The sequence below is a fragment of the Pseudomonas plecoglossicida NBRC 103162 = DSM 15088 genome (assembly GCF_000730665.1).
In the GTDB taxonomy this organism is placed as follows: Bacteria; Pseudomonadota; Gammaproteobacteria; order Pseudomonadales; family Pseudomonadaceae; genus Aquipseudomonas; species Aquipseudomonas plecoglossicida.
The window spans coordinates 1-22,100 of record NZ_BBIV01000025.1 but is presented as its reverse complement, the minus strand read 5'-3'; the positions used below and the strand labels follow the sequence as shown (position 1 = coordinate 22,100).

At 63.5% G+C, this 22,100-nt stretch carries 18 protein-coding genes and 5 pseudogenes; 16 read left to right on the top strand and 7 right to left on the bottom strand.

Annotation, left to right across the window (positions count from 1 at the left end; all coding sequences use genetic code 11):
• Positions 1 to 330 precede the first annotated feature (330 nt).
• Both PPL01S_RS15705 and PPL01S_RS24710 read right to left on the bottom strand, forming a co-directional pair.
• Positions 331 to 717: pseudogene (locus tag PPL01S_RS15705) on the bottom strand (DUF3829 domain-containing protein); the annotation flags it as partial.
• Between the two features lie 34 nt (positions 718 to 751).
• Positions 752 to 913, bottom strand: a pseudogene (locus tag PPL01S_RS24710) (murein L,D-transpeptidase catalytic domain-containing protein); the annotation flags it as partial.
• Positions 914 to 1,046: 133 nt separating this feature from the next.
• Between PPL01S_RS24710 and PPL01S_RS15700 the strand changes: the two are divergent.
• On the top strand, positions 1,047 to 2,756 hold the full coding sequence (locus PPL01S_RS15700; RefSeq protein ID WP_042156212.1) for a L,D-transpeptidase family protein: 1,710 nt from the start codon (positions 1,047 to 1,049) through the stop codon (positions 2,754 to 2,756).
• 192 nt (positions 2,757 to 2,948) lie between these two features.
• On the opposite strand, the gene PPL01S_RS15695 is transcribed toward PPL01S_RS15700, so the two are convergent.
• Both PPL01S_RS15695 and PPL01S_RS15690 read right to left on the bottom strand, forming a co-directional pair.
• The gene (locus tag PPL01S_RS15695; RefSeq protein WP_016393712.1) at positions 2,949 to 3,221 is read right to left on the bottom strand and encodes a DUF3077 domain-containing protein; all 273 of its coding nucleotides are present in this window, start codon (positions 3,219 to 3,221) and stop codon (positions 2,949 to 2,951) included.
• 4 nt (positions 3,222 to 3,225) lie between these two features.
• Entirely contained in the window at positions 3,226 to 3,495 is a 270-nt protein-coding gene (locus PPL01S_RS15690; protein WP_016393711.1) for a hypothetical protein, read from the bottom strand.
• Between the two features lie 439 nt (positions 3,496 to 3,934).
• On the opposite strand from PPL01S_RS15690, the gene PPL01S_RS15685 reads away from it, so the two are divergent.
• The 8 genes from PPL01S_RS15685 to PPL01S_RS15650 all read left to right on the top strand — a co-directional run bounded on the left by PPL01S_RS15685 (position 3,935) and on the right by PPL01S_RS15650 (position 13,161).
• Positions 3,935 to 5,242 carry a substrate-binding domain-containing protein gene (locus PPL01S_RS15685; RefSeq protein ID WP_028624939.1) on the top strand — a complete coding sequence of 436 codons (1,308 nt, stop codon included), beginning with the start codon at positions 3,935 to 3,937 and terminating at the stop codon, positions 5,240 to 5,242.
• 186 nt (positions 5,243 to 5,428) lie between these two features.
• Positions 5,429 to 6,646, top strand: coding sequence for an SfnB family sulfur acquisition oxidoreductase (locus PPL01S_RS15680; protein WP_016393709.1), 1,218 nt, complete (start codon positions 5,429 to 5,431; stop codon positions 6,644 to 6,646).
• 10 nt (positions 6,647 to 6,656) lie between these two features.
• Positions 6,657 to 8,030: an LLM class flavin-dependent oxidoreductase gene (locus PPL01S_RS15675; protein ID WP_028624940.1), complete on the top strand. Its 1,374-nt coding sequence runs from the start codon at positions 6,657 to 6,659 to the stop codon at positions 8,028 to 8,030.
• Positions 8,027 to 8,692 carry a methionine ABC transporter permease gene (locus tag PPL01S_RS15670; protein ID WP_028624941.1) on the top strand — a complete coding sequence of 222 codons (666 nt, stop codon included), beginning with the start codon at positions 8,027 to 8,029 and terminating at the stop codon, positions 8,690 to 8,692. Before PPL01S_RS15675 ends, PPL01S_RS15670 begins: the two co-directional genes overlap by 4 nt.
• A 27-nt stretch (positions 8,693 to 8,719) precedes the next feature.
• Positions 8,720 to 9,499 carry a MetQ/NlpA family ABC transporter substrate-binding protein gene (locus tag PPL01S_RS15665; protein WP_016393706.1) on the top strand — a complete coding sequence of 260 codons (780 nt, stop codon included), beginning with the start codon at positions 8,720 to 8,722 and terminating at the stop codon, positions 9,497 to 9,499.
• Positions 9,500 to 9,517: 18 nt separating this feature from the next.
• Positions 9,518 to 10,522: a methionine ABC transporter ATP-binding protein gene (locus PPL01S_RS15660; RefSeq protein ID WP_028624942.1), complete on the top strand. Its 1,005-nt coding sequence runs from the start codon at positions 9,518 to 9,520 to the stop codon at positions 10,520 to 10,522.
• A 181-nt stretch (positions 10,523 to 10,703) separates the two neighbouring features.
• Positions 10,704 to 11,747, top strand: coding sequence for a TerC family protein (locus tag PPL01S_RS15655; protein ID WP_033743023.1), 1,044 nt, complete (start codon positions 10,704 to 10,706; stop codon positions 11,745 to 11,747).
• A 58-nt stretch (positions 11,748 to 11,805) separates the two neighbouring features.
• A complete protein-coding gene (locus PPL01S_RS15650; RefSeq protein WP_028624943.1) occupies positions 11,806 to 13,161 on the top strand; it encodes an SPFH domain-containing protein in 1,356 nt (451 codons plus the stop codon).
• Positions 13,162 to 13,267: 106 nt separating this feature from the next.
• Here the strand turns inward: PPL01S_RS15650 and PPL01S_RS15645 are convergent, their stop codons facing one another.
• Positions 13,268 to 14,497: an acyl-CoA dehydrogenase gene (locus tag PPL01S_RS15645; RefSeq protein ID WP_016393702.1), complete on the bottom strand. Its 1,230-nt coding sequence runs from the start codon at positions 14,495 to 14,497 to the stop codon at positions 13,268 to 13,270.
• Positions 14,498 to 14,635: 138 nt separating this feature from the next.
• Between PPL01S_RS15645 and PPL01S_RS15640 the strand changes: the two genes are divergently transcribed.
• The gene (locus tag PPL01S_RS15640; RefSeq protein WP_016393701.1) at positions 14,636 to 15,562 is read left to right on the top strand and encodes a LysR family transcriptional regulator; all 927 of its coding nucleotides are present in this window, start codon (positions 14,636 to 14,638) and stop codon (positions 15,560 to 15,562) included.
• Positions 15,563 to 15,724: 162 nt separating this feature from the next.
• The gene (locus tag PPL01S_RS15635) at positions 15,725 to 16,879 is read left to right on the top strand and encodes a cysteine desulfurase family protein (RefSeq protein ID WP_016393700.1); all 1,155 of its coding nucleotides are present in this window, start codon (positions 15,725 to 15,727) and stop codon (positions 16,877 to 16,879) included.
• A gap of 305 nt (positions 16,880 to 17,184) precedes the next feature.
• On the opposite strand, the gene nfsB is transcribed toward PPL01S_RS15635, so the two are convergent.
• Positions 17,185 to 17,838 (bottom strand): oxygen-insensitive NAD(P)H nitroreductase, encoded by a 654-nt coding sequence (gene nfsB / locus PPL01S_RS15630; protein ID WP_016393699.1) that lies wholly within the window; start codon positions 17,836 to 17,838, stop codon positions 17,185 to 17,187.
• Between the two features lie 109 nt (positions 17,839 to 17,947).
• On the opposite strand from nfsB, the gene PPL01S_RS15625 reads away from it, so the two are divergent.
• The 3 genes and pseudogenes from PPL01S_RS15625 to PPL01S_RS15615 all read left to right on the top strand — a co-directional run bounded on the left by PPL01S_RS15625 (position 17,948) and on the right by PPL01S_RS15615 (position 19,897).
• Complete coding sequence (locus PPL01S_RS15625; protein ID WP_016393698.1) at positions 17,948 to 18,847, top strand: LysR family transcriptional regulator; 900 nt, start codon at positions 17,948 to 17,950, stop codon at positions 18,845 to 18,847.
• A 58-nt stretch (positions 18,848 to 18,905) separates the two neighbouring features.
• Positions 18,906 to 19,439, top strand: a pseudogene (locus PPL01S_RS15620) (AraC family ligand binding domain-containing protein); the annotation flags it as partial.
• Positions 19,355 to 19,897: a LysE family translocator gene (locus PPL01S_RS15615; protein WP_248694054.1), complete on the top strand. Its 543-nt coding sequence runs from the start codon at positions 19,355 to 19,357 to the stop codon at positions 19,895 to 19,897. The pseudogene PPL01S_RS15620 and the gene PPL01S_RS15615, both read left to right, overlap by 85 nt.
• Before the next feature lie 6 nt (positions 19,898 to 19,903).
• On the opposite strand, the gene PPL01S_RS15610 is transcribed toward PPL01S_RS15615, so the two are convergent.
• Entirely contained in the window at positions 19,904 to 21,103 is a 1,200-nt protein-coding gene (locus PPL01S_RS15610; protein WP_016393696.1) for a sugar transporter, read from the bottom strand.
• 202 nt (positions 21,104 to 21,305) lie between these two features.
• Here PPL01S_RS15610 and PPL01S_RS15605 point away from each other — a divergent pair.
• Positions 21,306 to 21,719: pseudogene (locus PPL01S_RS15605) on the top strand (hypothetical protein); the annotation flags it as partial.
• Positions 21,712 to 22,023, top strand: a pseudogene (locus tag PPL01S_RS15600) (helix-turn-helix domain-containing protein); the annotation flags it as partial. The pseudogenes PPL01S_RS15605 and PPL01S_RS15600, both read left to right, overlap by 8 nt.
• Positions 22,024 to 22,100 lie beyond the last annotated feature (77 nt).

Here is a 22,100-nt window from a genome sequence, read left to right as displayed (position 1 = left end):
AAGGTTAGACAATCGCAGGTGTTTTCACACAGCCTGGGTCGAAAGCAGCCGGTGGGAGTCGTCAGACACCTGTCAAAATTGACTCGCGTAACCGATTGGCAGACCTAGGCATTCTTCAGAATACTGCGGTACAGCTCTACACCGCATTGCCTGCATATATGTGAGTGAATGACCCCGCGCGGCGAAGCATACCTCTGCTTCATCCAAATATTCGAAGATTGGCATTGATAGCACAGAACTTTCCCAGACCTCTTACAATCAGGATTTTTCTGCAAATAGGAAGCCAATGTTTTTTTCACGCGGCAAATTCAATGGCTTGAATATAAATACTTCGATCATCTGCGCGGTTTTGCCCAGACTTTCTTCAAACGGCTTGGCCGACGCATCGGCCCCTGCCGACTGGAAGAAGTCCGTGGACAAGCGCACCGACTGCTTGGCGTACAGCACGATGCCGGCGCGGTAGTAATCCAGCGAGTCCTTTTCGGCCTCTTCGAACGCTTGCTGGGTGTTGATCTCGTCTCGCTTGGTCAGACCGTCGTAGAACTTGGCCTGCTCGATAGCAACGCCCTCGAGCGCCGCATCCAGGGCCGGCTCCATCTCCTTGCCCTTCTGGCCGCCGTCGCTCAGGTAACCTTTGGAGTCAGCGTAGTTAGCGAGCTCGCCGTGGATCGGCTCGAGTTTTTCCAGCGCCACCAGCATCGCTTTTGCCGGTTCGTCATTTTTGCGCCCGACCTCTCATTCTGCGTCAGTGACTGCTTCGCAATCTTGCGTTCGGAACGGATAGGAACGGCACCGAACTGACGTACGGTGCGCCGTGGATGACGATTGCCCGATCAAAAGCGTTATCGTTGAAGCCCGGTTCCAGGCCTTTCACGCGCAAGGGATAGCCGTTTTGGCCACGATAGCTTTCCTGCCATATGTTAATCTCATCAAGAATATGTCGAGATTAGCAGCGGTTTGGAGGCTAGCTTTCTGATTTGAGAGAGATTTAAGGATGATCCAAGGTGCAGTCATCAAGGGTACTCGTCATCAGCCGTGCTGTGTTTATGGTCTTTTTGATCAGCGGCACTGCGCTGGGTGAGACGCCGCAGATCGTGTTGTCGGTATCTGCGCAGGTCAGCCCGGCGACTGCAGCGCCTGACGACATCGTTGGACAAGGGATCCAGGCCGCGCTTGAACCCCTGATATCGTCATTTCCTCCCTTGATTACCTCTCGCAAGCATCAACGCGCGGATATCAATCGCGTTGTTCTCGATTTCTATTCCCATCGCAACTATCGCGCTGCCTGGACAGACGGGCGCGATATCACCCAGTTGCTCAAGAGCCTGAATGACATACAAGCTGACGGCCTGAACCCTGCAGACTTCCGAGGCGACGAGTTGGCCGAGGCTCAATCGTTTTTGCAGGCCTCCGCGCCGACGCCAGCGCAAACGGCGGCTTTTGACATCGCGCTGACCCGCACCTACATCACCGCACTCCTGCAATTGCGGCGCGGCAAGGTCAATCCGTCGCGGCTGGATTTTCATTGGAACTTCGACCCGATCGGTGTTGATCCCCGTGAAGAGGTGAACAGTTTCTTTGCTGCCCTGGATGCTCACGATGTGGCCCGTGCGTTCGCCCAGGCGCCGCCGCAAGAGGCGGTTTATAGCAGCATGCGTGAGGCATTGGCGCAGTTGCGTCAGGTTCGCGATGCCGGTGGTTGGCCGAAAGTCGCCGAAGGGCAGTCACTCAAGCCGGGGATGGACGGCGCTGTGGTCGCACAGTTGCGTGCCCGTCTGGTGGCCGGTGGTTATCTGGAGCCGCATATGGGCAAGCGCAGTGCTTACGACGATAAAGTCATTGCTGCGGTGAAGAAGTATCAGGTCGATCAGTATCTTGGCGTGGATGGCGTGGCTGGGGCGGCGACCCTGGCGGCGCTGAATGTGCCTGTCGAGGCACGGATTGATCAGGTCCGGGTGAACATGGAACGGGCGCGCTGGCTGCTCTACAAACTCCATGGCACTTTTGTCGTTGTCGATATCGCCGGCTACAAAGTGGCGTTCTACCGCGACGGCGAACCCATCTGGCGTTCCCGGGTGCAGGTCGGCAAGCCTGTGCGCAGCACCCCGGTGTTTCAGTCCGAGATCACCTACATCACCTTCAACCCCACCTGGACTGTGCCGCCGACGATTCTGGCCAAGGATATGCTGCCCAAGATTCAGCAGAACCCGGGTTACCTTGCGGCCAGCCGGATCAGGGTCCTTGATCGTGCTGGCAACGAACTCGATCCGGCGAACGTCGACTGGAACAACGCGCGCGGCCTCACGCTGCGCCAGGATGCCGGCCCTACCAACTCGTTAGGGCAGGTGGTCATTCGTTTCCCCAACGACTATGCGATCTACCTGCACGACACGCCGCATCGCGAGTTGTTCGCCAAGCCCGTGCGTACCACCAGCTCCGGATGTATTCGGGTGGAGAATCCACTGCAGTTGGTCGAGTTGTTGTTCAACGACCCGGTGCGCTGGAACAGCGAGGGGATTCAAAAGCAGTTGGCCAATGGCAGGACCAAGAGCATCAAGCTTCCGGTCAAGGTACCGGTGTTGTTGGCCTATTGGACGGTCGACTTGAGCAGCGAGGGGCGGGTGACGTTCAAGCCCGACATTTATGGCTACGACACGCCGCTATTGCGGCAGTTGAATTTGCCTTCAGTACTGCCCGCCTTGGCGTTGCCGCAGGCAGAAACGACTATGGTGGTCACAGGGCAAAGCCAGATTTAGGCAGCGCATGAGCAACCAGCAATTGCGACGACCTAGGAGAGGAGCACTACATTCACAGCTGGGAGCCCGCCCATGAGGTCCAGCTATCTCATCTACGAGCGCACTGATGTTAAATAGCCCGAACATCGTAGCGAGAGTGCGGGGCTTGTGACGCGAACACGAACTCCGCAGGACAAGCCCCACAGACCTCCGCTAATGCAACCGGTTCTTGGCTATCTCGATATCATTCATCAGTGCCTTGGCCAAGGCACTCAGGTAATCCGCAGCGCCAAGCAACTTGTGGTCGTCTTCCATATCGCCCTCTCGCACAAGATGCCTGATATAGCCCAGCAGCACGGACACTTGCTGGTAGACATCGTCTATCGGGACGCCGGGCTGCACACGCAGGAGATCGACCGGTGGGTTGCCCGCATCGAGAAAGGTCGCCACGCCTGCGGTGGTGAGGATCTTGGGATCGTCCGCCATGTGCTCACTCCCCCGCCTGTTGGCCATAGAGCCGCGTGTGTACGTGCTCCACCAACGCATATGCGATCTCGCTGGCATGCATGGCATTGCCCAGCATGTTCAGGCCAGGTTCGCCGACGCGCGTTCGGCAATGTTCGTCGATGGTTTCGATGACGCCGCGTAGTAGCTCACTGACGTGGGCCAGGGCATCGGGTGGGTACATGTCGGATTGGACGGTGAAGAAAGGCGTATTGGGGGTTTTCGGGCGGGGTGGGTCAGGAACAATCTTTTTCATGACACATCTCTAAGTTTCGTGGACGAGATCTGCCCTCTCAACCTTCTCACGGGTTGAGGTGGCAGCTGTGCGCGGGGTGAGAAACCGGAGAAACTTAGCAAAACCCGGCCAGGCAAAAGCCTGCCCGCGCACAGCCACCATAACGGTACTGCTGCTGGAAGTTTCACAACGGGTTCTCACGCCCGGCCACCGATTGAGGCAGCCCGGAAACGTTATCCCTGAGGGGTTTCCCCCACAACAGCGAAACTCCAGCAGCGCGCGTAGGATAATTCCCAAAGGCGCGAACCATGAAGCATTTAGTTTCAAGTTCAGAAATGTCCTACGCCTGGTCGTCAAGCCGGCAAAGTACTCAACGCAGATCTCACCTACCCCGCTGTCACAGTTCAGACACGCCGCTGTCGTAATCTGCCGGGCAACTTTATGCCAAAGGTTATCCGGCATGCTCCGCCCGCTGCTTCTGCTCCTTCCCCTGCTGCCTCTGATTGCTGTTGCCGAGCCTGCGCACCTGCGCGTGCAAGGTTCCAACACCATTGGTGCCGCCCTGCTGCCTGCGCTGGTCCAGGGACAACTGCGCGCCCAGCAGGCGACGGACATCGAGCAGCGCCCTGGCGCGCAACCCAACGAGACCGTGATCAAAGCCCGCGATGCCCACGGCCAGCCGCTGCGCATCGACATCGCCGCGCACGGTTCGAGCACCGGCTTCGCCGCGCTGGGCCGTGGCGACGCAGACCTGGCGGCGTCTTCACGCCCCATCAGCGACACCGAGGTGCGCCAGCTCAAGGCATTGGGTGACCTGCGTGCGCCCCGCGCCGAGCAGGTCATCGGCCTGGATGGCGTGGCGGTGATCGTCCATCCCGACAACCCGCTGCCTCAATTGAGCACCCAGCAACTGGCACAGATCTATGCCGGGCAGATCCAGCGTTGGGAACAATTGGGCGTGGCAGGCGGGGCCATCCATCTGTATGCCCGGGACGACCGCTCCGGCACCTTCGAGACGTTCAAGGCGCTGGTGCTGGAGCCCAATCACGCCGAGCTGGCGGCCCAGGTGCGGCGCTTCGAGGCAAGCGACGAGCTGGCCGCCCGGGTGACTGCCGACCGCCAGGCCATCGGCTTCAGCAGCCTGGCGGCGGTGCACGGTGCCAAGGTGCTGGCGATTGCCGAAGGCGATGCCCCGGCCATGCTGCCGGAACGCCCGCTGGTGGCCAGTGAGGACTACCCCCTGTCACGGCGCCTGTACCTGTACTTGCCGGCCAATGCCAAACCCCAGGCCAAGGCCCTGGCTGACTTCGCCCAAAGCCCGGCAGGCCAGGCCATCGTCGCCCAGCAAGGGTTCGTGTCCCAGCAGGTCGCTGCGCAGCCGGTGCCCGCACAGGCCGACATGCCGCCGCGCTATCGCAGCCTGGCCCAGCAGGCCCAGCGGCTGAACGTCAACTTCCGCTTCCAGGAAGGCAGCGCCAGCCTGGACAACAAGGCCCTGCGCGATGTGCAGCGGGTGGCCGAGTACTTGCGCCAGGCCGGCAAACTGCACGGCAAGGCGGTGTTGGTCGGTTTCGGCGACCCCAAGGCGACGCCCGGCCGCGCCGCCCTGCTCTCTCGCCTGCGGGCCCAGGCGGTGCGCCGTGAGCTGGCGCGCGATGGGGTCGAGGTGATGGAAGTCGCCGGCATGGGCGACGAGCTGCCGGTGGCGGACAACGACCTGGAGCAAGGGCGCTTGCGCAACCGGCGGGTGGAGGTGTGGGTGTATTGACACGCCACAGGCCAGAGGTTGTGCTGCCGGGGCAACTGTCGGCCAGGCAACAGCTGTTCAGCACTTGTTTGTCCGGCGCAACAGACAAACCCTGATATTTCCCTCCAATCACCTGATTTCAAAGGCTTTTGACTCTGGCATGGCCCCTGCAGACAAGGATTCAAAGATCCAGTCTCCGAGGTCAACATGCCGACTGAAACCGCTGTCTACGACATCCGCCAACCGCACGCTCATGCCATCGTCGATGACGCTGAAGCGATCAGCACCGCCCACCGTATTGCCGCCTTGCTGCGTGAAGGCGCCGCAGAGCGTGACCGTCGCCGGGAGGTGCCCGCGGATGTGGTCGATGCCTACTCCAACAGCGGCCTGTGGGGCATTACCGTCCCTCGCGCATACGGTGGCGCCGAGGTGTCCTTCGCCACCTTGGCGCAGGTCATCGCCATCGTCTCGGCGGCCGACCCCTCGCTCGGCCAGATCCCGCAGAACCACTATTGCCTGCTCGAGGACATCCGCCTGCAGGGCACCGACGAACAAAAGCGCCATTTCTTCGACCTGGCCCTGAAGGGCAACCGCTTCGCCAACGCGCTCTCGGAGACCGGCGGCAAGACCGTGCAGGACATCAGTACCCGCCTGGTCGCCGAAGCTGACGGCTATCGCATCGACGGCCGCAAAGGCTATTGCACAGGCTCCCTGTACGCTCACTGGATCGGTGTGCTCGCCCTGGATGAACAGGGTCGTGCCCAGCTTGCGTTCGTTGCGCGCGGCACCCCCGGGCTGGTCATCGTCGATGACTGGAGCAGCATGGGCCAGCGCACGACCTCCAGCGGCACGGTACTGCTCGATGGTTTGCGCGTGCCGGCCTTCAACCTGTTCCCCAGCTACCGCTCGTATGAACGACCGACGCTGGCCGGGCCGTTTGCCCAGTTGACCACCGCCGCAATCGATGCCGGCATTGGCCGTGCGGCGCTGGATGACACCATTGCCTTCGTGCGCGAGCACGCCCGCCCGTGGATCGACGCCAAGGTCGTGCGAGCCAGCGAAGACCCGCTGACCATCATCCAGGTCGGCGCCCTTGAGATTCGCCAGGAAGCCGCCGAGGCCTTGCTGGAGCGTGCCGGGCGCGTGCTGGACGCCGCCAAACCGGCACCGGACGAAGACAACGTCGCTGCGGCCTCGCTGGCCGTGGCCAAGGCCAAGGTGCTGACCACCGAGGCCGCCATCGAGGCCAGCAATCGGCTGTTCGAGCTCGGCGGCACGCGCTCCTCGCTGACCCGCCACAACTTCGACCGCCACTGGCGCAATGCCCGTGTGCACACCCTGCACGACCCGGTGCGCTGGAAATACCACCTGGTCGGCAACTGGGCCTTGAACGGCATCAAGCCGGCCCGTCACGACTGGAACTGAGGCCCGCGCCATGACCAAGCAGATTCGCCTCAACGCCTTCGCCATGAACACCGTCGGCCACCTCTCGCCCGGTTTGTGGCGCCACCCGCGCGACCAGGCCACGCGCTACACCGATATCCACTACTGGGTCGAACTGGCCAAAACCCTGGAGCGCGGCTGCATCGACGGCTTGTTCATCGCCGATGTACTGGGGGTATACGACGTGTATGGCGCCAGCGCCGGCGCCGCCTTGAGCAGCGCCGCCCAGGTGCCGGTCAACGACCCGCTGCAACTGGTGCCGGCCATGGCTGCCGCCACGCACCACCTGGGCTTCGGCGTGACCGCTTCAGTGTCGTTCGAGCACCCGTTTCCGTTCGCCCGGCGCATGAGCACCCTCGACCACCTGACCCGGGGACGCGCCGGCTGGAACATCGTCACTTCGTACCTTGCCAGCGGTGCACGCAACCTCGGCCAGCGCGACCAGTTAAGCCATGACCAGCGCTATGCCTTGGCCGAGGAGTACCTGCAGGTCTGCTACAAGCTCTGGGAAACCAGCTGGGAAGACGATGCGGTAGGTGCCGACCGAGCCAGCGGGGTCTACGCCGACCCGCGCAAGGTGCATGGCATCGCGCATGAGGGCACCTACTTCAAGGTCCCGGGCTTTCACCTGAGCGAGCCTTCGCCGCAGCGCACGCCGGTGATCTACCAGGCTGGTGCGTCCAGCCGTGGCCGTGCGTTCGCCGCCGCCAATGCCGAATGTGTGTTCGTTGCCGCGCCGAGCAAGACCGTCTTGAAAAAGCAGGTGGCCAACCTTCGCGCCGCAGCGGTCGCGGCCGGCCGTGCCGCCGACAGCATCCTGGTCTTCGAACAGCTGACCGTGATCGTCGCGGCCACCGACGAAGCCGCCCTCGGCTTGCTGCGCGAGTATCGCGAGTACGCCAGTGCCACGGGGGCTCTGACCCTGATGTCGGGCTGGACAGGCATCGACTTCGCCCAGCTGGCGCCGGACCAGGTGCTGCGCGAAGTGCCCAGCGAGGCCATCCAGTCCGCCGTCGAGGCGTTCACCCGGGCCGACCCCACACGCACCTGGACCACCGCCGAAATCGCCGACTACTGCGCCATCGGCGGCGATGGGCCGGTGCTGGTGGGCTCGGCACAGACCGTGGCTGACCAGTTGCAACAGTGGGTCGAGGAAACCGACGTCGATGGTTTCAACCTGGCCAGCGTGGTCGCCCCGGAAACCTTCACCGCGATCGTCGACCTGCTGGTGCCCGAGCTACAGGCACGCGGGCTGTTCAAGCGCGAGTACGCCAAGGGCACTCTGCGCAACAAACTGTTCGGCCAGGGCGACCGTCTGCGCGCGCCGCACCCGGTGGCGACGCTGCGTCAGGAGGCGCGGCGATGAACACGCTGCTGGCGAACCTGGACTGGTCGGAAATCCTCCAGGCCTGCATCGACACGCTGAGCATGCTGGGCGCAGCCCTGGGCTTCACGGTGCTGTTCGGGCTGCCGCTGGGGGTGCTGCTGTACCTCACCGGGCAGCGTCAACTGCTGGCCCATGCGCCGCTGTATCGCTTGCTGTCGATGGTGGTGAACGTGTTGCGCTCGCTGCCGTTCATCATCCTGCTGATCGTGCTGATTCCGCTCACCACGCTGATCACCGGCACCTCGCTGGGCGTGCGCGGCACCATCCCACCGTTGGTGGTGGGCTGCACGCCGTTCTTCGCGCGGCTGGTGGAAACCGCCCTGCGTGAAGTCGACCGGGGCCTGGTCGAGGCCAGCCAGGCCATGGGCGGCAGCATCCGCCAGATCATCTGGCACACCTTGCTGCCCGAAGCCCGCACCGGGCTGCTGGCAGCCGTCACCGTGACCGCCATCGTGCTGGTGGACTACACCGCCATGGCCGGGGTGATCGGTGGCGGCGGCCTGGGTGATCTGGCCATCCGCTTTGGCTATCAACGTTTTCAGACCGACGTGATGGTGGTCACCGTGCTGCTGCTGATCGTGCTGGTACAGGCGCTGCAGATGGGCGGCGACCGCCTCGTTCGGCACTTCACCCGCCGCTGACTTCAAACTCCCTTCAGGAACACCCTCATGAAAAAGACCCTCGCAGCCCTCGCCACACTGATCGCCGCCAACAGCTTCGCCACACAGGCGGCCGAGCACCTGGTGGTCGGTGCCACGCCGGTGCCGCACGCCGAGATCCTCGAATTCGTCAAACCTGCCCTGGCCAAGCAAGGGGTCGACCTGGACATCAAGGTGTTCAACGACTTCATCCAGCCCAACCTGCAGCTGGCGCAGAAGAATCTGGACGCCAACTATTACCAGTACCGCCCGTTCCTGGATGACTTCAACAAGACCCGCCATACCGACCTGGTACCGGTGGTGGGTGTGCATATCGAGCCCTTCGGTGCCTATTCGGCCAAGTACAAGACCCTTGCCGAACTGCCCGACGGCGCCAGCGTGGCCATCCCCAACGACCCGGTCAATACCGGTCGCGCCCTGGTGCTGCTGGCCGACGCCGGGCTGATCAGCCTCAAGGACCCAGGCAATCCGCAGTCGACCCCGCGCGACATCACCGCCAACCCCCGCCACCTGAAGATCCGCGAGCTGGAAGGCGCGATGCTGGCGCGCTCGGTGAAACAGGTCGACCTGGCCTTCGTGTTCGCCAACTACGCCCTGGAGGCCGGCATCGACACCAACAGCGCGCTGATCGTCGAAAAAGGCAAGGACCTGTACGTCGAGTACCTGGTCGCGCGCCCGGACAACCTTCAGGACGACGGCATCCAGAAACTCGCCAAGGCGTTGAATTCGCCCGAGGTCCGCAACTTCATCCTGACCCGCTACAAAGGGCAGATCGCCCCGGGCTTCTGATCAGCGAGAACGCCATCCATGACCCGTTTCCCACAAAAAGTCCTGGCTGCAACCGCGCAATTGCAACTGCGCGGCATCCACAAGCGCTACGGCGAGGTGCCTGCGCTGGACGGTATCGACCTGCACATCCGCCGGGGCGAGGTGTTCGGGATCATTGGCCGCAGCGGTGCAGGCAAGTCGACCCTGCTGCGGCTGATCAACCGGCTGGAAACACCCAGCGCCGGGCAGGTGCTGGTCGATGGCAAGGACATCGCCACGCTCGGCACCAACGGGCTTCGCCAGCTGCGGCGCAAGGTGGCGATGATCTTCCAGCACTTCAACCTGCTGGCCAGCCGCACGGTGGCCGAGAACGTGGCGCTACCGATGCAGATGGCTGGCGTGCCGGTGGCGCAACGCGCGCGCAGGGTCAGTGAACTGCTGCAACTTGTCGGGCTTGCCGAGCGGGCCAACGCCTATCCGGCGCAGCTGTCGGGCGGCCAGAAACAACGTGTGGGCATTGCACGGGCGCTAGTGCTGCAACCGGACATCCTGCTGTGCGACGAAGCCACCTCGGCGCTCGACCCGCAAAGCACCCGCGCCATCCTTGCGCTGCTGCGCGACATCAACCAGCGGCTGGGCCTGACCATCGTCCTCATCACCCATGAGATGGAGGTGATCCGTGACCTGTGTGACCGCGTCGCCGTGCTGGAGCGCGGCAGCGTCGTCGAACAAGGCGAGGTATGGCAGGTGTTCGGTGCGCCGCAGCACGCTGTCAGCCGATTGCTCCTCGCCAGCCATGAGCAGCCAGGTCAGGCCAAGGAGCAGACGCCTGGGCACGCGCAGCTGGAGCTGCATTTCACCGGTGTGAAAGGCGTGGAGCCTGACCTCGGGCTGCTCGCCGACACCCTGGGCTCGCAGCTGCGCCTGCTTGAAGGGTCGATCGAGCGCATACAGGGCCGAGCGTTGGGCAAGCTGCGCCTGGCGGTGACCGTTGGAGCCCCTGCCCCGGACCTGTTGCAACGGGCGCGGGCAATTGCCGATTGAGCGCAGTGGGTGGATTGACCACCGGCTGCGCAAGGCAAAGATTTGTAACAGCACACCATTCGGCACCCACGCTGAATGGGTCTAGGCTCAAAATCATGTGATACCGGGCCCCTCTGACGGCGACCGCGCCGCCATGTCGGATCACTGTTGCCATGCAACGTCGACATTCAAGGAGGGGCTCATGACAGCTCTGCAGGTATTTCTCACTACACCATTCCTCGGCACCAGCACCTGGTTGTGGCTGGTGTTCATGGCCATCGTCATCGGTTTGCTGGTACTCGACCTGGGTGTGCTGCACCGCCAGGACCGCGAGATCGAAATGCGCGAGAGCCTGTTGCTGTATTCAGGCTATTTCAGCGTGGGCGTGCTGTTCGGTGCGTGGGTCTGGTACGAGCTGGGCGCGCAATCGGCGCTGGAGTTCTACACCGGCTTCCTGGTCGAGCAGTCGCTGTCGATGGACAACGTGTTCGTCATGGCGATGATCTTCGGCTTCTTCGCCATCCCCCGCCGCTACCAGCACCGCGTGCTGTTCTGGGGCATCCTCGGGGTGGTGTTCCTGCGCGCGATCATGATCGGCGTGGGCGCGACGCTGGTGCAGAACTTCGAATGGGTGCTCTACATCTTCGGTGCGTTCCTGCTGTTCACCGGGGTGAAGATGGCGCTGTCGAAGGAAGACAGCCACCCGGACCTGGCCAACAACCCGGTGCTCAAGTTCGTCAGGCGGCACATGCGCGTGACCGACCAGATCCACGGCTCGCATTTCTTCGTCCGCCTGACGCCTGCCGGGCAGAACAAGGCATTGCGCTACGCCACGCCGCTGTTTCTTGCACTGGTGCTGATCGAGCTGGCCGACCTGGTGTTCGCCGTCGACAGCGTGCCGGCGGTCTTCGCCATCACCCAGGATCCGTTCATCGTCTACACCTCGAACATCTTCGCCATCCTGGGCCTGCGTTCGTTGTACTTCGCCCTGTCGGCGCTGATGCACCGGTTCGTGTACCTCAAGTACGCGCTGGCGCTGGTGCTGATCTTCATCGGCTGCAAGATCTTCTACCACGGCATGGTCGGCAAGGTGCCGGCGTTGCTGTCGCTGGGGGTGACGTTCGGGTTGTTGCTGGGTGGGGTGGTGGTGTCGTTGATCAAGACGCGCGGGGAGAATCCGGCACTGAATGCCAAACAGGCACACTCACAGTCGAACTCTCCCACAAAATCCAGAGGAATCGACTGATTGCGGCACTGCTTCCCTCTTAGTCAGCATTCGCGCTCCCTGCACAAGGAGTGCCTCCATGCAAAAACTGTCGATCCCTGATTTCTCCCAACTTCGCGTCAACCGCAAACGCATCGCCGCCATCGGCATTCCGGTTCTTGCCGTGGGTGCCTTGGCGGTGTTGTTCAACGGCGTCTACTTCTACAACGAAGCCGGTCAGATGACCCACGTGCGCACACTGTTCGGCGAAGAGAAAATCGTCGAAGACGTCGGCTACGCCACCAAATGGTTCGGCCGCAGCACGGCCTGGCGCCGAACCATCGGCGTGCAATCGTCCTTGCAAGCCGACAGCGCGGACGATGCCCGCAGCGGTCATCCCTCGGTAACCCTCGACAACCTGCCCATCGTGTTCCTGGGCAACGTGGATGCCAAGGCCGAATTCAGCACTCAGTTCCGCCTGCCCTCGGGTGATGCCTTCAGGAAGATTGCCCAGGAATACCGCACGCCGGACAATTTCCTGCAGCGCGCCCTGCTGCCCGCGGTCAAGGAAACCCTGCAAGCGACCGCCTCCCTGATGAGCGCCGACGACTACTACGCCGGCAACCGCAGCCACTTCGGCGCCGAGTTCGAGAACCAGCTGCGCAACGGCCTGTACCTGACCAGCCGCAAGGAAATCCGCGTGCACCGTGACAACTACCCTGCGCAGACGGCGATCCTTCAGTCCGGCACCGATCAAGGCAGTTTCGGTGACAACTCTGCGACCCGCTTCATCATCGAGAAGAAGCGCGACAAAGACGGCCAGGAGCTGCGCAAACAGCAGCAGTTTCGCCTGTTCGGCGTCGAAGTCGTGGATGCCAGGGTCACCCATATCGACCCCAATCCGCAGTACCAGCAACGCATGGTCAGGGTGCAGCAGGCGCTGGCCGAGCTTGCCGTGGCACGGCAGAACCGGCTCAAGGAGGAAGAGGAAAAGGAACTGGTGTCAGCGCGAGGTGCCAAGGATGTCGAGGCCAAGCGCCAGGAAAGCCTGCGCCAGCAGATCGAACGCACGACCCAGGCCGAAACCGAGAAGCAGCTCACGCTGATCAACGCCGAACGCGAAAAGCGCCGCGCCGAGATCGACAAGCAGACCGCCGAGCTGCTGCGCGACCAGGCCCGGGTCAACGCCGAAGCCACCAAGATCACGGCCGATGCGGAGGCGTATGCCAGGGAGGCAGCGATCAAGGCGGATGGGGCGCTGCAGACCAAGCTCGATGCGTTGGTCCAGATCAATCGGGCCTGGGCAACAGCGGCAGCGCGGGCACCGGTGCCCAGTGTGATGATGGGGGGTGGTGCTGAGACGGGGGTTGGGAGGCAGGATGAGATGAGCAAGCTCATGAGCGTGTTGGCGGCCAAGGCGGCTACGGATTTGGTGGTTGACCTGAAGACACCGTAAACGCTGCGCCCTCTGTGAAAGCCGGTTTTCCAGCAGACACAGAGGGTGGTTGAGTCGCGGTTGGCGAGCCAGGCATTGCACCGTCCCGCAACAGCGCCAGCAGAAACTACCGCCCGCTACGCATCATTTCCGCCGGCACATACTTGCCAATCTCATACTTGCCGATCGCCGCCCGATGCACTTCATCCGGCCCGTCGGCCAAACGCAAGGTCCGTTGCATGGCATACATGTAAGCCAACGGGAAGTCCCCGCTCACCCCTGCCCCGCCATGCATCTGGATCGCCCGGTCGATCACTCTCAAGGCCACGTTCGGGGCCACCACCTTGATCTGTGCGATCTCGCTGCGTGCCACCTTGTTGCCGACGGTGTCCATCATGTACGCCGCTTTTAGGGTCAGCAGGCGGGCCATGTCGATCTCCATGCGCGAGTCGGCGATCTTGTCGACGTTGCCACCCAGCCGCGCCAGCGGGCGGCCGAAGGCGGTACGCTCGACCGAGCGCTTGCACATCAGCTCAAGGGCCCGTTCGGCCATGCCGATCGAACGCATGCAGTGGTGGATGCGGCCTGGTCCCAGGCGGCCCTGGGCGATCTCGAAGCCGCGGCCTTCGCCGAGGATCACCTTCTCGTAGGGTACCCGTACATTCTCGAACAGCACTTCGGCGTGGCCGTGGGGTGCATCGTCGTAACCGAACACCGGCAGCGGCCGGACGATCTTCACACCCGGTGCATCGGTGGGCACCAGCACCATCGAGTGCTGCTGGTGACGCGGGCCTTCGGGATCGGACAGACCCATGAAGATCATCACTTTGCAGCGCGGGTCGCAGGCACCGGATGTCCACCACTTGCGGCCATTGATGACCCACTCGTCACCGTCGCGCACGGCGGTGGCGGCCATGTTGGTGGCGTCCGAAGAAGCGACATCCGGCTCGGTCATGGCGAAGGCCGAGCGGATCTCGCCGCGCAGCAGCGGCTCCAGCCACTGGCGCTTCTGCGCCTCGCTGCCATAGCGCACCAGCACCTCCATGTTGCCGGTGTCCGGCGCCGAGCAGTTGAACGGCTCCGGCCCCAGCAGCGAGCGGCCCATGATTTCGGCCAGTGGTGCGTATTCCAGGTTGCTCAGGCCGGCGCCGTATTCCGACTCGGGCAAGAACAGGTTCCACAGGCCCTCGGCGCGGGCCTTGGCCTTGAGTTCCTCCATGATCGCAGTGGGCTGCCAGCGGTCCCCTTCGGCGACCTGGCGCTCGAACACCGCCTCTGCGGGATAGACATAGGTGTCCATGAACGCGGTCACACGCTCGCGCAGTGCCTGGACCTTGGGCGAATAGGCGAAATCCATCGGGGCTACCTTCACGGTTCGAAGTACATGGGCAGAGCCTAGAGCAGACGCGCTCAATCCACCTAGTCTATTTTCCGCGTGTATAAACATTCATAACCGATATATGATCGGCGAATAATTCCAACAAAGAGCGGCGCCATGAACCTCAGCAAGGTCGACCTCAACCTGTTCATCGTTTTCGACGCGATCTACACCGAAGCCAATTTGACCCGCGCCGGGCAAATCGTCGGCATCACCCAGCCTGCGGTCTCCAACGCACTGTCGCGACTGCGCGAAACCTTCAACGACCCGCTGTTCGTGCGCACGGCGCAAGGCATGGTGCCCACGCCCATGGCGCAGAACATCATCGGCCCGGTGCGCAATGCCCTGACGCTGCTGCGCACCTCGGTTCAGGAAAGCCGCATCTTCAACCCGCAGCAGGCCAACAAGACCTTCCGCATCAGCATGACCGACCTCACCGAGGCGGTGATCCTCCCGCCGCTGTTCCAGCGCCTGCGCCGCCTGGCCCCGGCGGTGCTGATCGAAAGCTTCCTGTGCAAGCGTCGGGAAACCACCAAGGAACTGGCCGCCGGCCGCCTGGACTTCGCCGTGGATGCGCCACTGAACACCGACCCGCAGGTGCGTCACGTCAAGCTGATGCAGGACCGCTACGTCTGCGCCGTGCGCCAAGGCCACCCGCTGGCCGACGCCAGGCTCACCCTCGACAACTACCTGGGCATGACCCACATCCATATCTCCAGCCGCCGCAACGGCCTGGGCTATGTCGATCTGGCCCTGGGCAAGATGGGCGTGCAGCGCAAGGTCGCCTTGCGTTCGCAGCATTACCTGATGGCCTCCCAGGTGCTGCAACAGACCGACATGGCGATGACCGTGCCGGAACGCTTCGCCCGCCGTCATCAATTGCGCTATCAACCGCTGCCGGTGGACGTGCCGCCGTTGGAAACCCACCTCTACTGGCACGAAAGCACCGACCAGGACCCTGCCAACCGCTGGATGCGCGAGCAGATCATCGAATTGTGCGAGCGAGTGGTGGCAGAGGAAGAGCGGGCATTGACACCGGCATGACGACAGAAATGAAAAATATTTCTACAAGCTAGTCTTTGGTTAGTAATTTTTTCTCCAAACAGCGGCATTCAGCCGAACGAAAGGCAAAATCATCTCCCCCCTGGCGGGTACGCTTGCTGCAACGATCGCCGACTCCACGGCGACAGCCACGGACCCGCCCCGATGCCAAACGCCCCGCTCTATTTCGACTACGCCGCCACCACTCCGGTCGACGACCGGGTCATCGAGACCATGCTCACCTGCCTGGGGCGCCAAGTGAACTTCGGCAACCCTGCCTCCAGTGGCCACGTCTACGGCCAGTCGGCCCGCGATTCGGTCGAGCAGGCGCGCCGCCAGGTGGCCGAGCGTGTCGGCGCGCATGCCGATGAGCTGGTATGGACATCGGGCGCTACCGAATCCAACAACCTCGCGCTCAAGGGCATCGCCCAGGGCATTGGCCAGCCGGGCCACCTGATCACCAGCCAGCTGGAACACAAGGCCGTGCTCGATACCGTCAACGAACTGGAACGCCAAGGCTGGGCAGTCACCCGCCTGGCACCGGACGCTGCCGGCCTGATCCAGCCCTATGCGGTGCAGGCGGCATTGCGTGCCGATACCCGCCTGGTGTCGCTGATGGCGGTCAACAACGAACTGGGTACCGTCACCGATTTCGCCACCATCGGTGAGCGAGTGCGCGCCCACGGCGCCCTGATGCACGTGGACGCGGCCCAGGCCGTGGGCAAGCTGGCCATCGACCTGCAGAGCACGGCCGTCGACCTGATGTCGTTCTCGGCGCACAAGGTGTATGGCCCCAAGGGCATCGGGGCGTTGTACGTCGGGCCACGTGCGTGTGAGCTGATGTGCGCGCAGATGCACGGTGGCGGCCATGAGCGCGGCCTGCGCTCCGGTACCCTGCCCACCCACCAGATCGTCGGCATGGGCAGCGCTTTCGCCCTCGCCGGCCAGCCGGGTGATAGCGAACACCAGCGGCTGGAGCAGTTGGCCAGAAGGCTGCGTGAAGGTCTGCTGGCATTGCCTGGGGTCAGCCTCAATGGCTGTCCGCGGCAGCGCATTCCCCATACCCTCAACCTGTGCATCGAGGCGCCGGGGTTCAACAGCATGGCGCTGGCCAGCGAGTTGGCGTTGTCGACGACTTCGGCGTGCAATTCGGCGAGCAACGCAGCCTCGCACGTGCTGTTGGCGATGGGTTTGGAGGAGCAGCGGGCGCGCAAGAGCGTGCGCATCAGTATCGGCCGGTTTACCAGCGAGGCGGAGGTAGACAAGGCGATCGAGGTGTTCGGGCGGGTGGTTGCGGCGGGTTCTGTTGCCTTGTGGTGAAAGGGCTTGTCGCTGGATTTATTGTGGTTTTGAGATCGAGCGCCGCCCGCGCGGCGCATCGCGAGCTACGCTCGCTCCTACGTTTGTTGTTGGCCAATTATGCCTGTTGGATTTGCGCGCGAACGCCTTGGCGCATGGCGCGATATGGCGTCGTACAAACAAGGCGGTCGCGCGCGCGTGCAGCAGGCGTTACTGGCCAGAAAACAAACGTAGGAGCGAGCGCAGCTCGCGATGCGCCGCGCGGGCGGCGCTCGATCTCAATCACAACATTACAATCACGACATGCACCATCACGCCCTCCCCAATCAAAGGAAGGTGAACACCTTCGCAGCCGGCAGACGCGACTTGTTCAGCCCGGCATTGAAATCTGCCTCGCTGCGATACCCCAGGCTCAACACCACCACGCTGGTATAACCCTGCTCACGCAATCCCAGCTCGGCGTCCATGATCTTGCTGTCGAACCCTTCGATCGGCGTGGCATCCAGGCCGTGGGCGGCGGCGCCAAGCAGCGCGGTGCCAAGGGCCAGGTAGGTCTGCTTCTCCATCCAGTGCTGCAAGTCCTTCTGGTCGAAGCGGTGCAGGTTCACATAATGGCGACGGCTCTGGTTCTGCCCGGCGCGGGCCTGCTCGTCACGGAAACGTCCATCGGCCGCTTCCTGCTGCAGCACGGCATCCAGATGTGCCTCGGTCATCTCGGTGCGGGTGCAGAACACGATGACGTGGGACGCATCGAGGATCTTCGGCGTGTTGTAGCCATACCCTTCGACCGTGCTCTTGGCCAGGCGCGCCTTGCCTTCCGGGCTGTCGGCAACGATGAAGTGCCAGGGCTGCGAATTGACCGAGGACGGGCTGTGGCGCAGCTGCTCGAGCAAGGCATCGATGGTGGCCTGGGGAATCTTGCGGGCGGCATCGTAAGCCTTGGTGGTATAGCGGCGCTTGGCCAGGGAAACGGTATCCATGCAGGTAACTCCAATGAACGGGACGATACGGATTTGTGCCGCATAGTATCTTTCCTGCAAATAAGAAAAACCGGCAGAATGCAGGAACACTTTCACCCTTGGAGTGAAAATGCTCCGTATCACCGACCTTGAACTGTTCGTGCGCAGCAGTGCTCTGGGCAGTTTCACCGCCGCGGCCCACGAGGCTGACCTGCTGCCCGGGCAAGTCGCCGCCGCGATCAAACGCCTGGAACGCGACCTGGATGTGCGCCTGTTCGCCCGCACCACCCGCAGCCTGCGCCTGACCGCCGAGGGCGAGCTGTACCTGCCGACTGCGCTGAACGTACTGGAAAGCCTGCGCCAGGGCCGCGACAACCTGCACGGTGCGCACAGCACCCTGCGCGGCGCGCTGCAGGTGTCGGCGCCATCGGACCTGGGGCGCAACATCCTGCTGCCGTGGTTGAGCGATTTTCGCCGAGAGCACCCTGACCTGACGTTACGTTTCTTTCTCTCCGACCAGGTGGCCGACCTGTTCCGCGACCCGGTGGATGTCGCCATACGCTACGGCCTCAACGAAGAAGCCAACTACATCGCCCTGCCCTTGGCCCCCTGGAATCGCCGGGTGCTGGTGGCCTCGCCCGGCTACCTGGCGCGCCATGGCCGTCCGCAACACGTGGATGACCTGCAGCAGCATGCCTGCCTGCTGTACCTGCAGTTGGGGCGAATCTATGACAAATGGCGGCTGGGCAACCGCACGGTACAGGTCAGCGGCCCGCTGTTCAGCGACGATGCCGATGTGGTCCGGCGCTGGGCCCTGCTGGGCGAAGGCATCGCCTACAAGTCGTGGCTGGATGTCAGCGCCAACGTGGCAGCCGGGGAACTGGAGGTGGTGCTGGCCGATCAACCTGGCGAACTCACGCCGGTGACCTTGGTCTGCCCGCATCGCAAGCAGCTGTCGCCTGCAGTCTCGCAATTGCACCTGTGGCTGCGCGAACGCTTTGCCGCCCTGCAGCCTGCACAAATGTACTAAACCGACCGCGCCCTCTGCGGTAAGGTGAACTGCCCTGTACAACTGCAGCCCCGCCGTCATGAGCAACTGGATCGACCTCAAGCAGGACGCCGTCACCGGCATCGAGTCGGTGCGTGCGCATTTCGTCGGCCATGCCTACGACCCGCACTGGCACGACAGCTTCCTGGTCGGCTTCACCGAACAGGGCGTGCAGCAGTTCGATTGCCGCCGGGTCCGCCACCGCAGCACGCCGGGGCATGTGTTCCCGCTCGAACCGGGTGACATTCACGACGGCCATGCGCCCACCGAAGAGGGCTTCACCTACTCGACGCTCTATCTGCAGCCACACTGACTGGAGGCCGAACTGCGCGCGCTGTTCGAGCAGGCGCCGAGCGACAGCCTGCCCAGCATCGCCGACCCGCTGCACCATGACCCGCAACTGGCCGGTGCCACCGCCCGCGCTTTCCAGGCCGTGCATGGCGAGGAATTGCGCATCGTCCGGCAAACCACCACCGATGACTTGATCAGTTGTCTGACTCGCCACCTGCACTGGCGCAAGCGCCTCAACCCCGACCCGCGCCTGCCGCTGACTGCACAGCAGGCCAGGGACTGGGCTGTGGCGCAGCGGCAGCGGCAGCGGTGGTGCTGCTGGTCGGGCTCGGCCTTGGCGAGTTGTTGCTGCGCCATCCGCTGGCCCAGCAGTTGATGAGCTGGGCCGGCGTGCTGTGGTTGAGCTGGCTGGCGTGGCGCATCCTGCGTAGCGCCGGGCAGCCGCTGGATGTCGACGCAGGCAAGCCGTTCGATGCCTTCAGCGCGGCGTCGCTGCAAGTGGTGAACCCGAAAGTGTGGATGATGGCCGTGGCGGTGATCGGCGTGTTCGCCGCGCCCTCGCTGCCGGTGTGGCAATTGGCGCTGGTGTTCCTGCTGATCGCACTGCCGTGCATGACGGCCTGGGCGTTGCTTGGGGTGGGCAGTGCGCGCTGGTTGCAGGCGCCGGGGCGGTTGCTGTGGTTCAACCGGCGTTTGGCGGGGCTGTTGCTGGTGTCGGCCTGGGCAGCGTTGCTGGGCTGAGGTCGGTCAACGACCCAGCGCCTCACGAAAGCGCCGGCTACTGGCCACTGCCAGCAGCAACCCGGCCACCGCCACGCTGCCGCCGACCAGGCCGATATTGGCCACATCCATCTGGCTGCTGACGATACTCCCCAGCAACGCCCCTCCCCCGATCCCGATGTTGTAGATCCCGGAAAACAGCGCCATGGCCACATCCGTGGCATCGGATGCCAGCTTCAGGGTCTTGGACTGCAGCGACAGGCTGAAGCTCAGGATCGCGATCCCCCAGAACATGCTCAATGCGGCAAACGCGTAGAAGTTGCCGGACAACGGCAGCAGCAACAGCATGCAGGCAGCCAACAAACCGATCGAGCCCACCAGGAAACCATGGGGGAAGCGCTCGCTGTAGCGGCTGAACAACAGCGAGCCGAACACCCCGGCGCCACCGAACAGCAGCAGCACCAGCGTGGTGCGCTCGCCGCCGATCTGCGCCACGTGCAGGGCGAACGGCTCGATGTAGCTGTAGGCGGTGAACTGCGCAGTAATCACCAAAGTCACCAACGCATAGGTGATCACCAGCGCCGGACGCTTGAACAGGATCGGCAGGCTGCGCAGCGAACCGGAGTTCTGGCTCGGCAGCAGCGGCAGCGACTTCATCAGGCACAGCATGGTGGCCAGCGCCACGCCGGCGATGCTGAGGAACGTCACCCGCCACCCCAGCGCCTCCCCCACCACCCGGCCCAGCGGGATACCCAGCACCATCGCCAGGGTCGTGCCGGTCGCCAGCAAACCCAGTGCCTTCGCTTGCTGGCCCGGCGGCGCCACGCGTACCGCCAGCGAGGCGGTGATGGCCCAGAACACCGCATGCGCCAGGGCGATGCCGATGCGGCTGAGCAGCAGCATGGCGAAGCTCTGCGCCAGCCACGACAACAGGTGGCTGAGGATGAACACCAGGAACACGAACAACAGCAGGCGCCGCCGCTCGACGTTGCGCGTGAACAGCATCATCGGCAACGAGGCCAGTGCCACCACCCAGGCGTAGATGGTCAGCATCAGGCCCACCTGGGCGGTGCTCATGTCGAAACTGCGGCCGATGTCGCTGAGCAGCGCCACCGGCACGAACTCGGTGGTGTTGAAGATGAAGGCGGCCAGCGCCAGCGCGATCACGCTCAGCCAGCTGCCGCTTCCTGCGGTCGGCGGCAGGTCGGTGGGGATGGATCCGTTCATGGGTTGAGTTCCGTTCTCCGCAGGCATGGCAAAAGGACGCGCATCAGGAGGCCAAGTATCGGCCGCGCTGAGCACGGTTTGGTTATTGGAAGGGATGCCGGCATGGTACGCATCAATACCTGGCCTCACAACCACGGGCTGATTGCGGGTACCATGCGCGCTTTGTGTGAACAGCAAGCGGAACAAGGAGCGCGATCCGCCCATGGACAAGCAACACCCCCAGCAGCAGTGGCAGGAGGCTGTCATCGCCTATGCCCAGGCCATCAATCGCTATGTTGCGCAAGGGAGCGCACACGGCTGGGACGACCTCGAAGAACCCCAGGCGCCTCACACCGACCACCTGCTGGATGCCTGGCAGGAGGCGCTGCAGGCCATCAACAGCCCGGGTGTCGACGATCGGCAACGCCAGGCTTTCCGCGCGGCCTGGCCGCCCGCCCATCTGCCCTTGGTGCCGCTGCTCGACAAGCACGGGCAAGGCATCTGCACGGTCCTGCTGCTGGACGACGGCAGTCTCCTGGCGCGCATCGGCATGCCCCACGAAAAGGGCCAGGTAGTACGCATCGACGCACAGCAGGTGACGCCGGTGATCGGCATCGACCATTTCGGCCGCTGCCCTCACCCACCTGCGCGAACACTACAGCCAGCCGCTGAGCGTCGAGGTGCTGGCGGCACGTGCCAACATGAGCGTGTCGACGTTTCATGAGCACTTCAAACGCTGCACCGACCTGGCGCCGATGCAGTACCTCAAGCGCCTGCGGCTGCTCAAGGCGCAGCAGATGCTCATCGGCGAAGGTCTGGGTGTGGCGCAGGCGGCGCACCGGGTGGGTTACCAGAGCACCTCGCAGTTCAGCCGCGAGTACAAGCGCGAGTTCGCCCGCAGCCCCGGGGATGAGATGGCGTATCAGAGCTTGCCGGTTTGAGGGTGGACGCGCGAAGCGCTCGGCGCGGTTTTTGGGTTGTCCGGGAGATCGAGCGCCGCCCGCGGCGCATCGCGAGC